This is a genomic window from Streptococcus vestibularis ATCC 49124 (genome assembly GCF_000188295.1).
Classification (GTDB): Bacteria; Bacillota; Bacilli; order Lactobacillales; family Streptococcaceae; genus Streptococcus; species Streptococcus vestibularis.
Window position 1 is genome coordinate 589,303 of record NZ_GL831112.1, and the last position, 22,741, is coordinate 612,043.

Annotated in this window: 14 protein-coding genes and 1 pseudogene; all 15 read left to right on the forward strand. The window is 41.9% G+C overall.

Features of this window, described 5'->3' with window-relative positions:
* Positions 1-387: 387 nt before the first annotated feature.
* A pseudogene (locus HMPREF9425_RS09280) lies at positions 388-531 on the forward strand (IS3 family transposase); the annotation flags it as partial.
* A gap of 143 nt (positions 532-674) precedes the next feature.
* A complete protein-coding gene (locus HMPREF9425_RS03030) occupies positions 675-1,883 on the forward strand; it encodes an exonuclease SbcCD subunit D (protein ID WP_037621386.1) in 1,209 nt (402 codons plus the stop codon).
* Positions 1,880-5,059 (forward strand): SbcC/MukB-like Walker B domain-containing protein, encoded by a 3,180-nt coding sequence (locus HMPREF9425_RS03035; protein WP_003096668.1) that lies wholly within the window; start codon positions 1,880-1,882, stop codon positions 5,057-5,059. Before HMPREF9425_RS03030 ends, HMPREF9425_RS03035 begins: the two co-directional genes overlap by 4 nt.
* Before the next feature lie 321 nt (positions 5,060-5,380).
* The gene (locus HMPREF9425_RS03040; RefSeq protein ID WP_003093361.1) at positions 5,381-7,474 is read left to right on the forward strand and encodes a glycosyltransferase; all 2,094 of its coding nucleotides are present in this window, start codon (positions 5,381-5,383) and stop codon (positions 7,472-7,474) included.
* A gap of 94 nt (positions 7,475-7,568) precedes the next feature.
* Entirely contained in the window at positions 7,569-8,795 is a 1,227-nt protein-coding gene (gene secY2, locus HMPREF9425_RS03045; RefSeq protein WP_003093487.1) for an accessory Sec system protein translocase subunit SecY2, read from the forward strand.
* A 100-nt stretch (positions 8,796-8,895) separates the two neighbouring features.
* A complete protein-coding gene (asp1, locus tag HMPREF9425_RS03050; protein ID WP_003094557.1) occupies positions 8,896-10,467 on the forward strand; it encodes an accessory Sec system protein Asp1 in 1,572 nt (523 codons plus the stop codon).
* Positions 10,454-11,992, forward strand: coding sequence for an accessory Sec system protein Asp2 (gene asp2, locus HMPREF9425_RS03055; RefSeq protein WP_003094785.1), 1,539 nt, complete (start codon positions 10,454-10,456; stop codon positions 11,990-11,992). Before asp1 ends, asp2 begins: the two co-directional genes overlap by 14 nt.
* Positions 11,993-11,994: 2 nt before the next feature.
* Positions 11,995-12,441, forward strand: coding sequence for an accessory Sec system protein Asp3 (gene asp3 / locus HMPREF9425_RS03060; protein ID WP_003093729.1), 447 nt, complete (start codon positions 11,995-11,997; stop codon positions 12,439-12,441).
* On the forward strand, positions 12,434-14,809 hold the full coding sequence (secA2, locus tag HMPREF9425_RS03065) for an accessory Sec system translocase SecA2 (protein ID WP_003096671.1): 2,376 nt from the start codon (positions 12,434-12,436) through the stop codon (positions 14,807-14,809). The genes asp3 and secA2 overlap by 8 nt, the downstream gene beginning before the upstream one ends.
* A gap of 12 nt (positions 14,810-14,821) precedes the next feature.
* Positions 14,822-16,330: an accessory Sec system glycosyltransferase GtfA gene (gene gtfA / locus HMPREF9425_RS03070; protein ID WP_003093330.1), complete on the forward strand. Its 1,509-nt coding sequence runs from the start codon at positions 14,822-14,824 to the stop codon at positions 16,328-16,330.
* Complete coding sequence (gtfB, locus tag HMPREF9425_RS03075; RefSeq protein WP_003096672.1) at positions 16,327-17,679, forward strand: accessory Sec system glycosylation chaperone GtfB; 1,353 nt, start codon at positions 16,327-16,329, stop codon at positions 17,677-17,679. Before gtfA ends, gtfB begins: the two co-directional genes overlap by 4 nt.
* A complete protein-coding gene (asp4, locus tag HMPREF9425_RS03080) occupies positions 17,672-17,851 on the forward strand; it encodes an accessory Sec system protein Asp4 (protein WP_003093671.1) in 180 nt (59 codons plus the stop codon). Before gtfB ends, asp4 begins: the two co-directional genes overlap by 8 nt.
* A 4-nt stretch (positions 17,852-17,855) precedes the next feature.
* Entirely contained in the window at positions 17,856-18,080 is a 225-nt protein-coding gene (gene asp5 / locus HMPREF9425_RS03085) for an accessory Sec system protein Asp5 (RefSeq protein WP_003096674.1), read from the forward strand.
* A gap of 35 nt (positions 18,081-18,115) precedes the next feature.
* Positions 18,116-19,117 (forward strand): sugar transferase, encoded by a 1,002-nt coding sequence (locus HMPREF9425_RS03090; protein WP_003094565.1) that lies wholly within the window; start codon positions 18,116-18,118, stop codon positions 19,115-19,117.
* A 557-nt stretch (positions 19,118-19,674) separates the two neighbouring features.
* A partial coding sequence (locus tag HMPREF9425_RS10215; protein ID WP_037621657.1) for an accessory Sec-dependent serine-rich glycoprotein adhesin occupies positions 19,675-22,741 on the forward strand: 3,067 nt, incomplete at its 3' end.

A 22,741-nucleotide genomic window follows, 5' to 3' on the forward strand; every position in this document is an offset into this window, starting at 1 on the left:
TTTAAGATAGGAATTAGCTATTACCGGTGTTTCTCTAAAATAAATAAGAATCATACCATTCGTTCAGATGGAATAGTGCATGTGACTTATAAAAAATCTCAAGTAGGGAAATAGTAAATACTACATGCCTAGTTCCAAGTCAGCTAACAAGCTACGGATAAAAAGGACTAGAATAAAGTAAAGTCAGGAGCCCTTAGGGTTCGGATTGTTTTTAGGTTTTCATAGTGAAAAATTTAAAAAGGATCGGTACTGACAATAACGAAAAGTGAGTAAATATTATTGCCTAAAATACAAGATGTGCACTAGTACCAACCTATATGATAATGCTTAGAATCTATAAAAGTTAATTAAAAGAATAGATAATATTGATTTTCTTGGTTAGAGGTATTTAAATTACTTAACCAATTGATGCAGGGTAGTCTAGACTATATTGATTACTACAACAAACGCATTAAGGTAAAACTAAAAGGACTCAATCCTGTGCAATACAGAACTAAATCCTTTGCTTACATAAATTGTCTAACTTTTTGAGTTCAGTACAGGATAGCTTGGGAGAGATTTTTTGGTCTTTACAGCTAAAAAACGGGAAAACTATCAAAGCCTGTGAAACTTTTAAGCAGTATTTAGCTTGATAAGGTACAATAGAGTAAGACAAAATGAATGAGGAGGTTGTCATGAAGTTTTTACATACGTCAGATTGGCATGTAGGACGAACCCTCAATGGCTGGTCTTTGTTGGAGGAGCAGGAGTGGGCTTTTCAACAAATTGTGGATTTTGCTATTAGCGAAAAAGTGGATGGGGTTATCATTGCTGGGGACCTCTATGACCGTGCGGTGCCTCCTGTGGATGCGATTAAGCTTTTTAATAAGACCTTGGCCCGCTTGGTACTGGAGGAGCAGATTCCTGTCTATGCGATCAGTGGTAATCACGATGGGGCTGAACGTTTACATTTTGGGCGTGACTTCTTTCAACATCAGGGCCTTCATTTAAGTACACGTTTGGAGGAGGCTTTTGAGCCTATTGAGTTGGAGAATTGCCAGATTTTCCTGCTGCCTTTTATCGATCCTATTGATGCTCGTATTTACTATAAGGATGATGAGGAAAAGGAAATTCAGGGGATTGGTGATGCCTTGACCTACATTCTTGAGGATATGGAAAAAGCTTTTGATCCTGACAAAGCTCATGTCTTGGTGACGCATTTTGCAGTTTCTAAGAAGGATGATAGCGATGGTCAAGGTCTTCGAGAATTGATGTTGTCTGAAACCAGTAATACGGTGGGTGGGCTCACCAATGTGACCAGTGACCTTTTCAAGGCTTTCGATTATGTGGCCTTGGGGCATATCCATACGCGCTTTGCCAGTCCGACTCAGCGCGTGCAATATTCAGGCAGTCCGGTCGCATTTAACATCAAAGAAGCCAAGCGAAAGGAAGAGAAGGGTGTCTATATTGTTGAATTGGATGCGACTGGTAACTTGTCCCAGACCTTCCATCCTCTAGAAGTCAAACGACCGATTTTGGCCTTGCAGGCGTCTTTTGAAACCTTGATGTCACCCGAATTTTATAAGGAACAACCTTGTCAAAAGGCTTGGTTTGCCTTTGATATTCAATTGTCCAATCGTAAGGAATTGGAGGGCATCAATGTGCGTGCCCGTTTGGAAGAAATTTATGGGATAGACATTGTAGAAATTACTTTCAGCCGTCTTGGTGATGTTAGGGAAGAAAACCTGACCGTTGATCAGCACTTAAAAGATTTGGAAATGCAGTCGCCTCAGGAAATTGTCTCTGATTTTTACCAGACAGTGACTGGGGGCGATGTCTTGTCTGAGAGACAAACTACCCTTGTGGAAAGTATTTTTGAGGAGATTGGAAGGAGTGGACAATGAGGCCAGTCCAGTTAGAATTGACCAATTTTGGACCTTATCGTAAGGAATTCATCAATTTCACCCAGTTTGACCATGCTCCCCTCTTTTTGATTGGAGGGGACACAGGGGCTGGTAAGAGTACACTCTTTGATGCCATGACTGTTGCCTTGTTTGCTACGACCAGTGGTGATCGTAATGTCGAGGAGATGCGGTCAACCTTCGCTGGTCCAGAAGATGATTTGACCAAGGTGACTTTCTATTTTCAACAAGGCAACCACCTTTATCGCATTGAGCGAGTTCTCCAGCAAGAGAGGGCCAAGCGGGGCGGTGGTACGACCATTCAAAAAGCGACGGCTTCTCTAGTCATTGTGGATAAGATTGGTGGTCAGGAAATTGAAAAGCTTGGGGATAAGATCAAGGAAGTGAGTGACCAGATTGAGCAGATTTTGGGGCTCAATGCTGAGCAGTTCAAACAGATTATTCTCCTTCCACAAAATGATTTCAGCCGTTTCTTGAAAGAAGATTCTAAGACCAAGACTCAAATTTTAAAGAAAATCTTTGGAACGGGTATTTTTGACCATTTTCAAAAGAGCTTGGAAGAGCGTTTTCGTCAGAGTAATAAGGATATGGAAAAGCGTCAGGCTCAGCTAGATGGTCATTTTGCCAGTCAGGTGTGGTCTGAGGAAGAATTAGCAGTCTTGGAGCAAACACCAGCCTCTGAAAAATTGACACGTCTTGAAGAGTTTTTGATTCAGCGTCAAGAAAATGTTACGAAGCAAAAAATCATCTTGAAGGATGCCCATGAGGATTTGGCAAAACTGCAGAAGAGCTTGCAAACTGCCCAAGATTTGGCAAAGATTTTCCAAGAAGTGGAGCAAGCCAAGGAGCGTTACCGTCTGGAAATTGAGGAGGGAGCTCAGGGACAGGCAGAGGCAAAAGTGCATCTGGAGGAATTACAGTTTGCTCAAGGATTACAAGAAACCATTAGTAGCTTGAAGCAATATCAGAAACAGTTGATACAATTAGAGCAGGATCTTGAAATTGCTCAAGAAGTATTAAGTGAAAGGCGTCAGGCGTTTGAGGACGTTAAGGCTCAAAAAGAGGAACTCGCAGTTCAATCTGAGGATTTTCTTCAAAAAGAAGAGAAACTGGGAGCGTGGAAAGAGGATATTATCTATGCTCAGAGTCTTGCCCAAGAGCAGGAGAAAATCAAAGGTTCAACTACTAACTACAAGCAGTTGGAAGAAACCTATCAGCAGGCTAGGAAAGAGATTGAGATTCTTAACAAGTCCTTGTCAGACTTGGAGGTTAATCGTCTTAGTTTAGATAGCTTACATGAGGCCGAAAAACTCCTCCAGTCTGTGGGCTACAGCGTGGAGAATCAACTGGCTCAAGACCTAAATGAAATAGAGAGTCTGAATGAGGATTTGATAAAGACCGAAAAACGTCGTCAAACGCTATCTTTTGATATTGACCAAGCTCAAGAAAGCCTCAAAGAATTGGAGGAGAAGCTAAGAACGACTTTGGCTTCACGCCGTCAACTCATGATTGCCCAACTGCAAGCAGAGTTAGAAGAAGGACAGCCTTGTATGGTTTGTGGTGCCCTGGAACACCCTAATGTTGGTGGAGCACAAGCTGATGAAGTGGCTTTGAAAAATCTCATGGATCAGGTGGAGAAGCTTCAAGTTCAAAAGGAAAAGCAAGTCGCTACTGTGTCAAATCGTCAGGCTACCTTGAGCGAAGTTGAATCTAAACGTCAAGATTTGCTTGATCAAGTGACTAAAGTCAAGGTAACTCTTGAAAAGCACTATCAAGAATTAGAAGAGCAAGTTAAGGGACGGTTTGAGTTTGATTTTTCAGAGCACTATGAAGCTGACCGTGGGCAAGCCCTACTCCTGAAGGTTAAGAAGTATTATCAAAAGTTACAAAAACGCTTTGATAAGGAAGAGGACGATTGTGTCCGATATCAGGATGAGATAGGTAAAGCTCAGGAAAAATTGACAAAATCGGCTAAAACCTATCAAGAGGCTAAGGCAGTGCTGGAACAATCTAAGGAACGCCTAAGGGATTTACAAGAAGCTCATCCGGAGCTTGAGTCTGTTGAGGTTTATCAAAATCGTATTGCACATGCTAAGCAGGAATTGGCTCTTTATGAGAAGCAGGTCAAGGAGAATGGTGAGGTCTATAACCAACTTCATGCCGATATTAGAGAAATCAAAGGGCAGCTTGAGAGTATAACTAAGTCTAAAGAGAAGTTAGAACAAGACGTTAAGCGGTTATCTGCTGAATTAGAGCAAAGTATCAAGGCTGAAGGGGCCCTCACCAATGACTTAGAGCAGGTCGAACTCTGGCTTCTTGAAGTAAATAATCAAGCTATTCCTATGCTTCAAGCCAAATTAACGACTTATGCAACTCTCAAACAAGAGTTACAGGCGCAGATTTGTAAGGGACAAGAGCTTCTCCAAAATAAAGAACAACCCGATCTAGATAGTCTAGCGCAAGAAGTACAGGCTTGTCAGGAAAACTATGACAAGCAGCTCGCTCAGGTTTCTGTCATGAAGAAGGGCCTTAAGGATGCAACGGCTACTTACCAAGCGGCTAAAACCCTTCAAGATAGCAACCTAGATGCCTTCAAGGTCCACCAAGAGCTCAGTGATTTGGTCAAGGTGGTTAAGGGAGAAAATACGGCTCTGACTGGTCGTCTTAATCTGGAAGTCTATGTTATCCGTCAGTATTTCCAACAAATCTTGGATTATGCCAATGCCAACTACATCGGTCTCTTAACGGATAATCGCTATTCCTTTGTCTTGAGCGAGGAAGGACGTAGGGCGCGTGATCACTTTGGTTTAGATATCAACGTCTATGATCAGTTGACAGGTAGCGAGCGTTCCGTCAAATCCTTGTCAGGTGGTGAAACCTTTATCGCCGCACTGGCTATTGCCCTATCTCTCTCAGAAGTGGTGCAAAATACCAGCAAGGGGGCTGTTATTGAAGCTCTCTTCATCGATGAAGGATTTGGATCACTGGATAAGGAAGCCTTGACCAAGGCCATCGCTGTTCTGGAACAAATCGGTGAAAACCGCATGGTCGGTGTCATCAGTCACGTGGACGACATGAAAGAAGGCATCGCCCAACAACTAGCCATCATCAAGTCGCATGATGGCAGTAGCCGTATTAAGATTGTGGATAAAGGGTGAGATGAGTTAAGGTGTTAAGAATTCTCGTCAAAACATTTTAATCGTTCTAAGAAATAGTTTCTCATCGGAGTTATCTCTTCTTCTATCTACATATCTCAATTTTCCTAACTATCAGTTTTTTTCTGAAAATAAAAGGAAATTAGTTTGTCCTCTTATTGAAAATGTTAATTTATTAGAAAATTAAGTGATGCTATGTTATAATTTAGTATAGTTGTGTCTCTATAAAATCAAGGAAAAAGTGTATAGAATGTGTTTACAGTCTTGATATCTTATGAAAGTTTGAGACAGGAAAATGCACTAGCTAGAAAAAAATAAGAAAAAATGACAGAAAAAATTTCCGTAATTATTCCCGTTTACAATGTAGAAAATCAACTCCAGACCTGTCTAGACAGTGTCTTGGGTCAGACCTATCAAAATATTGAAATCATCCTTATCAATTATGGCTCAATAGACAATAGTGATGACATTTGCCGTAGTTATGCCGCTAGGGATTCTCGTATCCTCTATTTTAAAAAGAATAATGGAGGGCTTTCAGATGCTCGCCATATTGGTATTCGTCAGGCTAAGGGAGCTTACGTAACCTATGTGGACGCTGAGGATTGGGTAGAGTCAACCTATCTAGAGGAGCTTTATAAGGCACTTCAAGTTCACAAGGCAGATATCGCAGTAGCTAATTACAGTGTTTATAAGGAATCGGAAGATCTCTTTTATGTTTATATCAAGGATGAAGATTATTACGAACAGGTCTATTCACCCGCTCAGATTATTGATGGACTCTTTGAAGAAAGCAATAACATCAATATTGCTCTGATCTCAGCCACTGGAAAACTCTACAAACGTTCCTTGTTTAATGACTTACTTTTCCCAAAAGAGCATGCAGGAGAAGATGGCTTTTTCAACCTTAAGGCCTATCTCATGAGTGACCGTACGGTTTATCTCAATAAGGGACTTTATGTTTACCGTGAGAGTCCAGAGATGCCACCGGCGACTTGGATGCAAGATTGGATGATGACTTTGGTTTATGCCATGGAGGAACGCTTGGCTATTGTTGCTAGCCATGGTTTCCCTCTGGAAAAATACATGGTTACCTATCGTCAGATGCTAGAGGCCTGCTTGAAAAATGTGGAAGAACAAGGTCTCACAGATTCTGAAGCCTATCGCTCAATTCAGGAAAAATTCCAAGTTTTGAGCTTGGCTCCTCAACGTTATGAGACTAAAAAGCATGCTATTGTCCTAGCAGCTAACTATGCCTATGTTGACCAAGTGCTTACAACCATAAAATCTATCGTTTTCCATCATCGCAACATTCGTTTTTACTTGATTAACGATGATTTCTCTCAAGAGTGGTTTAGGGGGCTCAACCGTCATCTAGCTGCTTTTGGCAGTGAAGTGATCAACTGTCGTGTAGATAGTAGTCACATCAAGCAATACAAGACCAATGGTAACTATGCTAGCTATCTACGCTATTTTGTGACGGACTTTGTATCTGAGGAGAGAGCTCTTTATTTGGATAGTGATATGGTGGTTACTGGTTCTCTAGAAGATCTCTTTACCCTTGATTTGCAAGGCCGTCCTTTGGCTGCTGTACGTGACTATGCCATTCAAGTTCAGAATCGTCAGAAGATGTTTGATGCTAGCTTCATGGTGATTGATATGGCTTATTGGAAGCAGTTCAATATGAGATGTCACCTTATTGACATGACTAGCGAATGGCATGATAAGGTACCATTTGCGGAGCAGTCAATTCTTAATATGGTTTTTCGTAACAACTGGTTGGCTTTGTCTTTTGACAACAACTATGCTGTGACCAAGTCCAGTCTAGCTGGTTACCATTTGCCAAATGGTCAAGACTATCCTAAGGTTCTACACTATGATTCACACCGTAAGCCCTGGTTACCTTTGGCTTGCCAAGCTTATCGGGAGGTCTGGTGGTTTTATGCCCAAATGGATTGGTCTGAAGTAGCTGGAAATGCTTCCTTATTGCCACTTTCAGAGGACATGGTTTATCCTAAGGGTCGTCCATTTACATGTTTAGTTTACACCAACATTTCAGAAATCCCTCATTTGACGGATCTAATCTCGGCTCTTCCTAAGGTACAATTTAAAATTGCCTCACGCCAGCATGTGTCAGACAAATTGGCCCAATTGATTACCTATCCAAATGTGACGGTTTACTCAGACATTGCAGGTTTAAATGGGCTAGATTTGGAATTGGTGCGTACTAGTGACCTGCTTTTGGATATCAATCCAGGCAGAAAAGTAGTGGAAATTCTTGATGCCTTTAGGTTTGAAAATAAACCAATTTTAGGATTTGAGGACCTCAAGTCGACCAAGCATAACCAACAGACCTACTCAAGAGATCGTTGGAAAGAGATGGCTGAGACCATCCGCCAGATGCGTAAGAAGAGCCTATAATCCTTTATTTGGATAAGTGGTCTGAAATTTAGTTTATGTCTCATTTCTAACGAAAAATATTAGTCTGTCTATAGGGCAGGAAGTAGGAGTAACAGTGAAAAAAATTGGTCAATCGATAATCACCAAACGTGTGTTATGGACCGTCTTTTTCCTCTTTATTTATTGTTTAGGAAATCGCTTGGTTCTACCGTTTGTGGATTTGAAAAATGCAACTATCTTTGGGGGAGCCATGGGTTCCTTGGGTTTTTCTAGTGCCATGATGGGTGGAAACCTCAGCTCTGTGTCTCTTTTTTCAGTAGGCTTGTCACCCTGGATGTCAGCAATGATTCTCTGGCAGATGTTTTCTTTTTCTAAGAAAATGGGCTTAAAAAATCTTCCCGTCGAGATTCAGGAACGTAGAAGAATGTACTTGACCCTAGCAATTGCCCTGGTCCAATCTCTGGCAGTGTCCTTAAACCTACCTATCGTTTCTGGGGTTAATGGCGGTCTCGCCGTTTTCATGAATACCATTTTATTGATTTCTGGGACCTTTTTCTTGGTTTGGCTATCAGACCTCAACTCCCTCTTTGGGATTGGAGGCTCCATTGTCATCTTGATGGCAAGTATGATGGCCAATCTGCCTTATCAAATCATGGATAGTATTGAAAAGTTAGGTATCGGTTGGGATGTCTTACTTCCTCTGATTCTATTCAGTTTGATTTTCCTCTATGTTTCAGGGATTGTGCAGAGGGCTAGATATCGTATCCCAATCAATAAAATCAATATTCATAACCGATTTAAACAGTACTCTTACTTGGATATTATGTTGAATCCAGCCGGGGGGATGCCTTTCATGTATGCCATGTCCCTGGTCAGCATTCCACAGTATGTCTTTATGCTGATTCAGTTTATGCATCCTGAGAATAAGTGGGCTAGTGAGGCTACCAAGTCCTTGACGGTCGGTCAACCTCTTTGGTTGGTTGTTTATCTGATCATGCTATTCGTTCTAGGGTTAGCCTTTGCCTTTGTTAATGTCTCTGGCGAGCAAATCTCAGAACGTATGCGCAAGTCAGGTGAGTACATCTACGGTGTTTATCCAGGCCAAGAAACCAGTGACTATATCAACCATTTGGTGCTTAGATTTGGTTTCATTGGTGCCCTTTACATGCTTTTTATGGCAGGTACTCCAATGCTGATTATCTTGGTCAATCCAGATTACCTGCAACTGAGTATGATTCCTGGTACTTTCTTGATTTTTAGCGGTATGATTTACAATGTTAACGAGGAAATGAAGGCTTTGAAGCTTAACACTTCCTACACCCCGCTTTTTGAAAATGTATAATATCTCACCCTTCGTGGGGCTGAGAGGCAGGCTGGTGATGCGTGATCGGTCTGCCCCTCAATTTCAAGTATTGTGATGAGAAGGCAGTGGAGGAGCACTCATGTATTATTTTATTCCAGCTTGGTATGGACAGACGGATGAATTTTGGAAGACTGCTATTGATCCTTGGTACCGTATCCGTCAAAAAATAGAATTTGATGATAGCTTGCACCAAGTTCGCATTTTTCAAGATGAAGATCTAGCACCTCAACTTTTACTTTTAGCCTATCAACCGCATTTGCGTTATTTCTTACATCGTCATGATGTCTTAGAAGTTGGATACACAGCTATTTTTGATTTGATTCAAGGTATTACTGATGAAGAGATGCGAAACCTTCAGGTGACAGACTTGGAATGGCCAGAAGGGTCTACATTTGTCTACACACCATTTGCAATTGTGGTTCAATGCCAACACCAGCGTTATGCCGAGGTTGAATTTGGATCAGAGGGTTTTATTGGCATGATTCGCTACTTTAAGGATGATCAAATCATTCGTGAAGATGTTTACGATGACCGCGGCTTTATTTCGAGTAGCCTTTATTATGAAGAGGGACAACCAATCTACCGAAACTACCTCAACGCCAAGGGAGTCTGGCAGCTTTGTCATTTCTTTGATGGACGTGGAATTGTAGCCAACCCTCGTACGGATGGCCGTTTCGAAAAGAGTTATTATGGTGATCTTTCAGAAGTTATCTGGGAATTTTTGAATAAATTCTTAGCTGAAGAGGTTGAAGTATCAGACCGTTTTGTTATTGCGTCTGACCTGCGTCACAACAAACAACTCTTTGAACACTTGCCAACAGAAAATACAAAGATTTTGACCTGGTTCGCAGAACGTAATCAGGAAGATAAAGTTAATGCTTATGCGGCCTTTCTTCCACAGGTGGACTTGATGATTGCGGATCGTTACGATTACGTGGAGCAACTTCAGGTTGTCTATCCGAAAGAGGCTAAGAAGCTCAAGCACATGGCTTCCTTCGATACCCGTTTGGCTTTGGGAACCAGTCAACGTGTCAAAGAGTCAAAAATCTTTTATCAGCTTGACTTCGATCAGTTGGATTTAGAGGCGATTTATCAGGTTTTAGCTTTCGTGGCTAAGTATCCAAAGACAAAGGTTGAGTTTGGAGCATTTAATGCCAATCCAGAGCAACTTGGTAGCCTGCAAAATCAAGTGGAAAAAATGATTGAAGAACGTTTGAGTCCAGAAGCTTTTGAAGAGGTTGTCGAAAGTAGTGGTGCAGAAAATAAATTGGAGGAAAATAAGGAAATCATCAGTCGATTTTCTTTCCAAGACCTGAGAGACGAGACTGCTCTAATCAAGTCACTTCAATTTACACGCCTTATTGTCGACTTGAGTAAGGAGCCTAATCGTTATACACAGATTGCTGGAATTAGTGCCGGTATTCCACAAATTAACCGTGTGGCGTCTGAGTATGTAACCCATCAAGAGAATGGTTATATCTTGAAGCACTTGTCTGATTTTGAAAAAGCGGCTTACTACTATTTGGGACAATTGAACAACTGGAACCGTTCTCTTATCTACTCGATTGAGAAGATTAAGGAAAACACGGGAGACCGTTTGGTACAAAAATGGGAGAATTGGTTGAAGGAGAAGCAGGATGACCAAGAATAATCGCCTGAAAATATTACAAGTTGGATCTTCTAACTGGTCAGAAAATCAGGAAATTCCTGAAAATATGAAATGGTACTATTGCAATCTTGGTCAGCTTGAGACCTTGCAAGAAACCATCGAAGAAGACGAAATCAAGGCTTTCACAGCGGTTATTGTGGACAGTCTGGAGGGGCTTGAGGAATTGATGGTTATTAAAGAGTATTTGATTCCTCACACTATTTTCTTTGATCAAACGATTGAAGTGACAGATGAGAGACTTGCTCAGTTTATCAAGGAAGTCTGCGCTGTTCCAACTGATTTTTCAAATCAAGGACAGCTGCTCTTCACCCTTTCAAAAGCACTCTTTTCAGGGCAATACGGGGATAAGATGTTTCCATTCACTACCCAAGTTAACCCCAATTTTAGTGGTGAAGTGACCTACCATGGTTATGAAAATGTCATTTTAAACGGCGACTACGGTCAAGAATTTACTCCTGTCTTGGACTGGACCTATAATGTCAGAGCCAGCAAGGAAAACCCAATTGAGCTTTGGTTGGAGTTTGAAAAAGAAGATACCTGTGAGTGTCGCTTGATTCTCAATCTTCTGCCAGAAGGTTCGGTAGCAGGCATTTTCAAGACCTACATCATTTCAGAAGAAGAAATGCGCAAAGAAGCCATTGTTCTTGATGAGGACAGGATTTTCCTTTTGTCAGCTAGTCTTGAAATGAAGGGCAGAGGTCAGATTACTATTGGTGGGCTCCACCAACGTTTGACGCGTTTTCAATTTGGAAAGTTTGTACTTGGAGGTGGTATTCTCCACGACAGAAAGCATCAAGAAATCAACTATTTCTTTTATCCTGGGGATTTCAAGCCACCTTTGTCTGTTTACTTCTCAGGTTTCCGTCCTGCCGAAGGTTTCGAAGGTTTCGGGATGATGAAGGCTATGGGAACTCCCTTTTTGCTCTTTTCAGATCCTCGCCTCCAGGGTGGAGCATTTTACATTGGGACTGAAGAGCTTGAAAATAGTATCAAGGACACTATCCAACATTACTTGGCCTACCTAGGTTTTGACAATAGTCAACTCATTCTCTCTGGAATGTCCATGGGAACCTTCCCATCTATGTACTATGGTGCGGACTTTGAGCCTCATGCGATTATCATGTCTAAACCTCTAGCTAATGTCGGTACTATCGGTAATCGTGCCAGACTCTTGGCGCCAGAGGTCTTTCCAACAGGCATTGATGTCTTACATTTGCAGACAGGACGTTTGGATAATGAGGGTGTTGAGGCCCTTAATCAGAAGTTCTGGAATAAGTTTGAAAAAGCAGATTTTGCAAACACGACCTTTGGTCTTTCTTACATGAAAGACGAGGATATGGATCCAACGGCCTATGAGGATATTACCAAGTCCCTCTATTACTCAGGGGCTAAGATTCTCAGTAAGGGAACATCAGGTCGACACAACGACGATTCATATACGGCGACAACTTGGTTTGTCAATTTTTACCGTATGATTTTAGAAAATGATTTTGGAAGGAAGGAGTAAGAATGTTCAGAAATAAGAAATCAGAAATCTTGTGGGGCTTAAACCACAAAGCCTACATGTATGGCTCAAAAATTGTTAAGCGCCAAGATGGTTCTGTGCAATTTTACAATCCTTTGGTGCCATCAGGAACGGAAATCCAGTCTTGGATGGCCATCCAAAACTATCAAGCTGGTCGTACCCAGCCTGCCCTCCCACTTTTGAAAAAGGGGCATAGCTATGACTTGACGGCTAATCTCGAAGCTGTACCAACAGGTTCAGTATTTTTGAAAGTCAGCTTTTTGGACCGTTATGACAATGAAATTAAGCAGCTAATTGAAAAAAGTACCCAAATGACCTTTGTTTATCCTCATGAGGCTTATACCTATCGTATTTCTCTATTGAGTGCTGGGGTCAAAGAGCTGGATTTCTACAGCTTAAAACTGGAAGAAACAGGAGAAGAAAATGTTTAAACAACTGAATCCTATTCTCTCTGTTAAGGAAATACTCAAGGAGATTAACGGACGAGCTGATGAAATGGCAGGTTTGACCAATCTTGAGTTAAAAAATAAAACGCAAGAATTTAAGGAGCGTTTGGCTCAAGGAGAAAGCTTGGACGACCTCCTGCCAGAAGCCTTTGCGGTTGTTCGTGAAGCTGATAAGCGCGTGCTAGGCATGTTCCCTTATGATGTTCAGGTCATGGGAGGCATTGTCATGCACCAGGGCCATATTGCTGAGATGAATACGGGTGAGGGGAAGACTTTGACGGCAACCATGCCAGTCTACCTTAATGCTTTGTCAGGTGAAGGCGCTATTCTCGTTACGATTAATGAATACTTGGCTATTCGTGACGCTGAGGAAATGGGTCAGGTCTATGAGTTCTTAGGGTTGACGATTGGTGTTCCCTGTGTGGAAGGTAGTAATGAGATGGATCCAGCAGAAAAGCGTGCCATCTATCAATCGGACATCGTTTACACGACAAATGCCAGTCTAGGTTTTGACTATTTGATTGATAACCTTGCTTCTAACCAAGACGGTAAATACATGCGTCCCTTTAACTATGCCATTGTCGATGAGGTGGATTCTGTTCTACTGGATAGTGCGCAGACGCCCTTGATTATCTCTGGTGCACCTCGTGTTCAGTCCAACTATTATGGAATGATGGATACCCTCATGACCACCTTGGTCGAGGGTGAGGATTATATCTTCAAAGAAGAAAAAGGTGAAGTTTGGTTGACCACTAAGGGTGCCAAGGCTGCTGAAAACTATCTTGGTATCGGTAACCTCTACGATGAAGTAAATAGCACCTTTGCCCGTCATTTGCTCTTTTCACTTCGTGCTCACTTGCTCTATAAAAAGGACAAGGACTATATCATTCGTGATGGTAAGAAAGGGCCAGAAGTAGTGCTTCTTGACAAGTCAACAGGTCGTCTTTTAGAATTGACTAAGCTCCAAGGGGGACTCCACCAAGCTATCGAAGCCAAAGAATTAGTGGCCTTGTCACAAGAAACCAGAGCCATGGCTTCAATCACCTACCAAAGTCTTTTTAAAAAATTCCAGAAAATTTCAGGGATGACAGGGACTGGTAAGGTGGCAGAAAAAGAATTTCTAGACACCTACGGTATGAAGGTCATTCAAATCCCGACCAACCGTAAGAAACAACGTATCGACTACCCTGATAAGATTTATGAGACCCTACCAGAGAAAATCTTCGCTTCTTTAGAGTATGTTAAGCATTATCATGGAAAAGGCAATCCAATCTTGATTTTTGTAAGTTCAGTGGAAATGTCAGAGCTTTATTCTTCTCTGCTTTTGCGTGAAGGAATTGCTCATAATCTCTTGAATGCCAACAATGCACCACGTGAGGCAGAGATGATCGCCGAGTCTGGACAAATGGGTGCCGTGACAGTTGCGACTTCAATGGCTGGACGTGGAACAGATATCAAGCTCGGTAAGGGGGTGGCTGAACTGGGTGGATTAGTCGTTATCGGTACCGAACGTATGGAAAGTCAGCGTATTGATTTGCAAATCCGTGGCCGTTCTGGACGTCAGGGTGATCCTGGTATGTCTAAATTCTTCGTCTCACTTGAAGATGACGTGATTAAGAAATACGGTCCATCGTGGGTTCACCGTATCTACAAAGAATATGCTATTAATGATCACATTGAGCCTAAGGAACTGACAGGTCGCAAGTATCGTAAATTGGTTGAAAAAGCCCAAGAAGCTAGTGAAAGTTCTGATCGTACCTCACGTCGTCAGACGCTTGAATTTGCAGAAAGTATGAACATCCAACGTGAGATGATTTATGCTCAACGTGACCGTCTCATTTACTACAATCAAGGTTTGGACACTGTTATCGACGAGGTTCTTGACGATTTCATCGACCAAGCTATGACTGAGGAAGATTTCTCAAAAGCGGAAAATCTTTACCATTTCATCTTGCGTAATATCAGCTTCCGAATCAATGAAATTCCTAAGGATTTAGACCTCAACAATCGTGAGCAAGTCTTGGAACTCATCTATCAGTTTGCCTATCGTGAACTTGATACTAAAAAGCAGGAGTTGAAAACCAAGGAACTTAACGAGTATTTCCAACGTCTATCCATGCTTAAGGCTGTGGATGACAACTGGGTAGAGCAGGTAGACTATCTGCAACAACTCCAAATGGCTATCGGTAGCCAGCAACTCAGTCAAAAGAACCCTATTGTCGAATATTACCAAGAGGCATACAAGGGCTTCGAAGCCATGAAACGTCAAATCAGAAAGGATATGGTTCGTAATCTTCTCCTTAGTCAGGTGCAAGTCACTAAAAAAGGAGATATCATCAGCCATTTCCCATAAAATAAGGAAATTATGACAGTATATAACATTAATTTAGGCATAGGGTGGGCCAGCAGTGGTGTCGAATATGCTCAGGCCTATCGTGCTAAGATTTTCAAGGAAATGGGGCAAGAAGCAAAATTTGTTTTTATGGACCTCATCCTTGGGGATAATATCGAGCATATGACTAGCAAGATTGATTTTTCAGACGATGAAATCATCTGGCTCCATAGCTATTTTACAGATGTTAAGATTGCACCATCGACCATTAGTCTAGCAGAAATCGAAGCCATCTTACCTACCGATCCTGAGCGTAAGGAAGTAGCTGGTCGCCTCATTCGTTACCATTATCCACAGGATGATATGGTAGTAGCATGTAACCTTCGTGCCACTGATGAAGGCGCGGTGGAAACCGTCAGCTATTTTGTCAATGACAAGCTCTTGCGCAAGGATTTTTACTCCTACACTCGTTATTGCAGTGAGTATTCTGCGCCTAAGGACAATCAAGCCAAGGTTTACCAACGCCGTTTTTATAACGAAGATGGATCTACAGCCTATGACATGATTGTAGGAGACAATAATCAAGATATCTATCGTTTCCCAGATCAGGTTCTCTATGGTAAGCAAGAATTCCTTCGCTATTTCTTCAAACGTCTGGCCCTAACTAAGGATGATGTGGTCATCTTGGACCGTGAAACAGGTATTGGTCAGTTGGTCTTTGAAGAAGCGCAGGCTGCTCGCCTAGGTGTCGTTGTTCACGCTGAGCACTTTAGTGTCAATCAAACTGATGACAACTATATTCTCTGGAATAACTATTACGAGTACCAATTTACCAATGCGGATAAGGTTGATTTCTTTATCGTGGCGACAGATCGTCAGAGGGAAATTCTGCAGGAACAGTTCCGTCACTATACCAACCATGATCCCAAAATCTACACCATTCCAGTGGGAAGCTTGACTAAATTAGTCGGACAGAACAAGACACGTAAGCCGTTCTCAATGATTACGGCCTCACGATTGGCTCAGGAAAAACACATTGACTGGTTGGTTCGTGCGGTTATCGAGGTTCATAAGACTCTGCCAGATATCACTTTTGATATCTACGGTAGTGGTAGTATGGATGCCAAGTTGCGTGAGATTATTGTCGAAGGGCAAGCAGGAGAATACATTCGTCTCATGGGACATGCTGATTTGACCGACATTTATAGCCAGTACGAGGTCTATCTGACAGCTTCAACCAGCGAAGGTTTTGGACTCACTCTCATGGAAGCGGTTGGTTCGGGACTTCCGATGATTGGATTTGATGTGCCTTACGGAAATCAAACCTTTATCCAAGATGGAGTTAACGGTTATCTCCTCCCCGTTGCTGAAAATCATGTCGTGGATGTTATCACCAAGTCCTATAAGGATGCCATTGTTCGTCTCTACGAAGAAGGTAATATCGAGGCCATGCGCCAAAAATCTTATGACTTTGCCAAAGGTTTCTTGACTAGTCAAGTCAAGGCAGCTTGGAAACAGTTACTTGAGGAGGTACGCTCATGATATTCTTATGTGATTACTATAATCAAGCCAGTAAGGATTTGGCTTACTCTCTTCAGGCAGCAGGCTACGATGCTACAACAGTTGTCATCAATCCAGATGGATTCCTCCCTCAAGGAGCTCTTTCTCCTTTCACCTATTATGTGGAAGCAGTAGAGGAAATTGGCAAACCACGCTTTTTCAACCAAGTTCCTGTGCCAGCCTTTTGGGAAATTTCAGGGAACAATCAGATGGCGCGTGTGTCTAATCTCACCGAAGAACGTGCCCGCATCACCTACCCTGAAGGTAGCAAGGCTCGTATCGTTAAAAGTGTCGAATGGTTAGACAAGTCAGGAAAGATTCGCCAAGTAGACCACTACAACAAATACGGATTCTGCTTTGCCAAAACCACTCATGATGAGAACGGTCAGCCACTCTTTACCAGCTACCAAACCAAAGAAGGCGACGAACGTATCTTGGAAAATCATCTCACCAGTGATATTCTCTTGACCCTACCAGGACAAGCCCTTCGTCGTTTCACCAACCGAACCGAATTTATCAAAGCCTTTCTAGCTCAGGTCTTTGGTGAAATCGATCACATTATCTTTAATAGCTTGGCGACACCTTTCATCGTCTCATGGACTATGGAAAATAAAGGTGCCACTGATGTCCTTGTTTGGCAAGAGCCGCTAGGTGATGTCCTTCCAGGTAACATGAATGGTATCTTGGAGGATAATTCAGCCAGAGCCAATGCTATCATCATTCCTGATAAGGCCACTTATGAAAAAGCTTTGACCTTGGCGCCAGAGGATAAACATCATAAGATTTTGTCTCTTGGCTATGCCTATGACTTCAAGGAAAATTATGGTAAACCTCGTAATGCTTTTATCGCAACCAATTCAGACCAAATTGAGCGTTTAGAAGCCTTGGTTGAGTCACTCCCTGATGTGACCTTCCAGATTGCGGCAGTCACTGAGATGTCACCAAGATTGCTCTCAATGATGCGTTATTCAAACGTTGTGCTCCATCCAAACGCTAGTCACAAGCAGTTGGACAAGCTCTATCAAGAGTCTGACCTCTACTTGGATATCAACCATTATAATGAATTGTACAAGGCGATACGAACAGCCTTCGAACATCAGTTGTTGATTTTGGCCTTTTCAGAAACAGCTCATGGACGTGTTTATACAGCACCAGAGCATATCTATGCCAGTCAGGACTATCCAGCTATGGTTGCTAAAATTAAGCAGGTTCTGGGCAACAATCAAGCCATGCAAGAAGCCATGCAAGCTCAAAAAGCTCAAGCCAATACTCTGCCTGCTTCTGAGTTGGTCGACCGCTTACAATCACTTTTAGGAGGAAATCATGTCTAAAAAAGATTTGTTCTACGGTGACGTTGAAGGTCGTATGGAAGAACTCAGGCAAAAGCCTATCATAAAGGAAAAAGAAACTAGAGGAGAGAAGATCAACAAGAGCTTTTCAATCATGCTCGGACTTGTTATCATCATCGGTTTAATCTTCACCCTCATTGGTTTGTTGAGGTAGTTCTATGATGTTAGTATTTATGGTTCTAGCAGTGATTCTTTCGGTTTTCCTTATCGTCCTAGTGACCATCCAACCACGTCAGACACAGATTTTTTCAACGGATGCTACGAGTAATATCGGTAAACCTAGTTATTGGGCTAGCCAACCGATTCGAAAAATGTTGACCTTGGCTATTAGCTTAGCCCTCTTTGTTCTCCTACTTATTTTTATGATTGTCTCTTATAAGTAGAGGATTTTATACCATATAACAGAAAGAAGTATGTCATGCGCGTACATTTTACAAATTTATTTGGCCAGTCCTCACGTAGTGTGGCCTTGATTGCCCAAAATGATACCATGAAGATTGTCAAAGACCTAGGTGCTAATGAACTGGGGATTTACTTCTATGATAGCAGCCAAGAGCCAGCTGGAGAATTGAATGCTCGTCTTGATGGGGTTGTAGCAGGAGTGAGTGTTGGAGATATCGTTTTCTTCCAGTCACCATCATGGAATGGTAGTGAATGGGATAGCCGATTGCTTAGTAAGTTCAAGGCTGTTAATGCTAAGACCGTTATGTTTATCCATGATGTCCCACCTCTCATGTTTGATAGTAACTACTATCTCATGTCTTCTTATATTGACATGTACAATCTCTGTGATGTCATCGTTGTTCCATCTGAAAAGATGCGTGATCGACTAATTGAGGAAGGGCTAACAGTTGAGAAGATTATCATCCAAAAACTTTGGGATTTGCCTCATAGCCTAGACTTACATCAACCTAGCTTCCAAAAGAAGATGATTTTTGCTGGGAATCCAACACGCTTTCCACACGTTCTAGACTGGAAACAAACAACCCCTCTACATGTTTATGCGGACAAACAAGAGGATAAGGATTATTCCAAAGTCCACCTCGAAGGCTGGCGAAATAAACATGAGCTTTTGCTAGAACTATCTAAGGGAGGATTTGGTCTGGTCTGGGGGAATTCGGAAAGACCAGAGGACGAACCCGACTACTATAAGTTGAATATTTCTTATAAACTTTCTACCTACTTGGCGGCAGGTCTACCAGTCGTAGTGCCTAACTATCTCTCAAATGCAGACTATATCAAAGAACATGGTCTAGGATTCGTCGTTTCAAGTCTGGAAGAAGCAGATCGTTGCGTTCAAGAATGTACCAAGGAGCAGTATGCACAGATGGTAGCTAACGCCAAGTATACTGCCTACCTCATTAGTCGTGGTTATTTCACAAAGAAACTATTTATTGATGCTATCATGGCATTAAGTTAGTATTTAAAGGATTATCAGAAGTAATCCTTTTTTTGCTACTATTCTGAGTATATATCTTGACTTTTCGAAAACTACTCAAATTATTTTTAATTTGTACTAAAGGATTTAAGGAAGATTCGTCTCATTAGGAACAATCTTAAAAAATACCAGCTAATAGACTAACAGATGTAAAGAATTTCCCTTAAATAATTGATTGTAATTGTGTGATAATTTATCAAAAGCGGAATTACAGGTCTGGCCTTTCTTACCAAACGTAAGAAAGATGAAGAAAAAGTGAAGACTTCTAAGATTTCATAAGTGACTCATTATCTTCTAACTAAGACAATTAAATCCCCTTATCGATTGAAATGTTTTCCTAATTGGTAGGGATTTTTTTATACTTTAACCCAAAAATATCAAATAGTTTTAATATATGTTGGATTTTCGATTATTGTAGTGTTTTTGAGGGGAGAAAGGATTTATAAGTTGATTGAAAGTAATCTCGAAATGAGATTTTTTGCTTAATTTTATGATAAAATTTAATGGAGTGTTTTATTCAAAGAATTAATGGAGAAGATATGTTTTTTAGAAGGAATGAAGGTCAATATCGTGAAACTGAGCGTGTGACACGTTTTAAACTGGTTAAGTCAGGAAAGTACTGGCTTCGTTCAGCGATGTCGAATTTTGGTCTTTTTAAGGTGCTTAGAGGGGGTGTAGATACTCCGTCTCTTAACACTCAACAGGTGGAGGTGAATGAACATGCTTTTTCAGGTCAGACACTGCTAAAGGGTGTGCTTGCAACGGGGGCCGTACTAGGTGGGACTGTTGCGACTCAAGTGACTCATGCGGATGAAGTGACTAATCAGCCAATTTTGGAAAGTGAAGCAGGAGCTAGGGCTGATCTCTTAGCTACATCTGATTCAGTTGTTCTAGGGAATATTGGGTCCGTAATTAGCGCTCAAGAGAGTCAGGTAAATAGTCAAGAGTTATCTGAAACTGTGTCAAGTCAGAATTCGGAGGCTTCTTTGAATGAGTCCTTATCACGTAGTCAATCGATGTCAGTTTCTGAATTGACTTCAAAATCGACATCCTTGTCACTGAGTCTTTCGTTTTCTGCCTCCTTGTCAGATTCTTTAGTCTCTAAGTCGGAGTCAGCAAGTCAGACGGATTCTTCTTCTCGTAGTTTATCTGAGAGCATGTTGAGCGGCTCTTTGAAGAATAGCTCTAGCGAATCTGTTCAGTCAGTTAGCAATAGTGATAGTAGTGATTCTAAAGATGGCGTGAATCTTGTGAGCTCGGAGTCTGCTTTGTTAAACGCGTCCTTGACGTCTGAAGTTTTGAGTAATCGTCAGCTGTCTGAAGCTGCGACTGGTATGCTTGCCGCGTCGGTTGTGGCTGATGCTGAGCGCTTAGAACAAGAAAAGCATCTCAAAGATTTAGCCTTAGACATTTATACCTATAAAGCTCAAGCTGTTGATTTGCCAAATACGGATGCTGCTATTCTCAAGGGAGATAAAGCGCTGGATGCCATTCGTGTTAGTCTAGCTGATCGTGACAGTGATGTGACGCCTACGATTGCTCAGGCTCGTCAGGCTAGAAATAGTCTTGCTAATGCGGTGCTTCGTGCGACATCTGGTCAGCGTGATCCTCGTAATGGTTCTAGTATTGATGCTAATAGCAATCTCCGTGCACCCCAGTATAAATTAGGTCCGGCTAACAATGCTTTGATTTCAGTGTATAATTCGGACAGCATTAACCAGGCTTATAATGTTGTTGAAACGATTCCTACACGAAATAATATTAAAAGCATAGGCTACGCTTCTGGTAGTGATCGGGTGAATGGCATCATCGTACCTCAGACGTCGGCACTAAAAAATAGTGCTGTGGCTTTTAATATCTTTGGAACTGTTGGGGCTACTGAAGTAGTGACACCTGGGAAAATTTATAATCTTTCTTTTGTAGTGACCAATACAGCTAGGCAATCAGTGACGCGTACATTACGTATTCAGGTTTTACCGCAAAATGATGGCATTCGTAATCCGATTACGGCTGTGACAACGGGAACGTTTGTTAATGACACAAGTAATCTAGCTCAGGCTGAGAAAGATCAAGTTTGGGAGGCTTTTAAGGCTTCTAATCCGAATATTGCAACTTCGAAGGACTTCAAGGAGTACTCTGTATCAGCGTCTGGTGTGGTAACAATTACTTATAAAGATAACACCACTAATGATGTAACTGCTCCAGTGAAGCGACTAGCAGCACCAACTGTTGAAACGAGATTATTGGATAAGGCATATACACAGACACCTGTGACGGTGACGGGAGCCGAGCCAGGTTCTACAGTTGTTCTATACAATAATGACGACGAAGTGGGAACAGCAGTGGCAGATGCTTCAGGTCAGGCGGTTGTGACACCGACAGTTAAGTTACAAACAGGTAGTGTAACAGCCAAAGCTCGTATTATGTATGGTGATTATGCGGTGTATTCAGATGCCAGCAATTCCGTGGCTGTAACGGATGGAACACGTCCTGAAGTGACAGCTAAGTTGACTGTCGATGGTGTGGAACCTAAGTCAACACCTCTTGAAGGTGGTGGGAAAAACTATACTATCTATGCAGGCGATGACGCTGTATTGACCTTTACGGCTACAGATGACAGTGGCAAGCTCAAAGAATTGAAAGTCGTTGCAAGAGCTGACTTAAATGACAATGCCTTAAACGGGAATTTCTTTGGTGGCAGTCAGTATGGAACAGGGAATATTGCACCTATTACGGGTGATATTACAGCAACGACTGATAATCCAGCAACCCTTACAACGACCATTCATTTGAAGGATGATCTTTATCATTCCTTTCGAAATACATGGCAACGTAATGTTGCTGCTATTGACAATGCGTCAAATATGAATCGTCCAAATGGCTTGGGTGAGATTCGTATTACTCAGGGACGCTTAGCAGATCGTACACCAGGAGTGGCCCCAACTAGCATTATTCAGGTGACAAGTCTGACTGCCTTGACAGATTCGGATAAAACCAAAATTATTGCGGCAGTGTCGGCTTTGAATCCAGAGGTTGCAAACCGTATTAAGTCTTATACGGTTAATAGTAATGGTACGGTAACGATTACTTATAAGGATAGTACTACTAATGTTGTAGCGGTGAGATTATCGGATAGTGATTACAGTCAATCAGTTTCGCAAAGTACCAGTCAGTCTAAGCAAGAATCGATTTCACAAAGTCAAAGTGAGTCAGCAAGGCAGTCTGCTTCGACGAGTGCGTCTTTGAGTTCTGTGAAATCACAGAGTGTTTCAAGTTCCTTGAGTACATCTTTGAAGACTAGTATTTCTCAAAGTCAATCTGTTTCAACGAGTGCGTCATTGAGTACCGTGAAATCAGCGAGTGTCTCAAGTTCCTTGAGTGAGTCCTTGAAGACTAGCGTTTCACAAAGTGAGTCAGTCTCAACAAGTGTGTCATTGAGTGCTGAGAAATCACAGAGTGTTTCAAGTTCCTTGAGCGAGTCCTTGAAGACTAGCGTTTCACAAAGTGAGTCAGTCTCAACAAGTTCGTCATTGAGTGCTGAGAAATCACAGAGTGTTTCAAGTTCCTTGAGCGAGTCCTTGAAGACTAGCGTTTCACAAAGTGAGT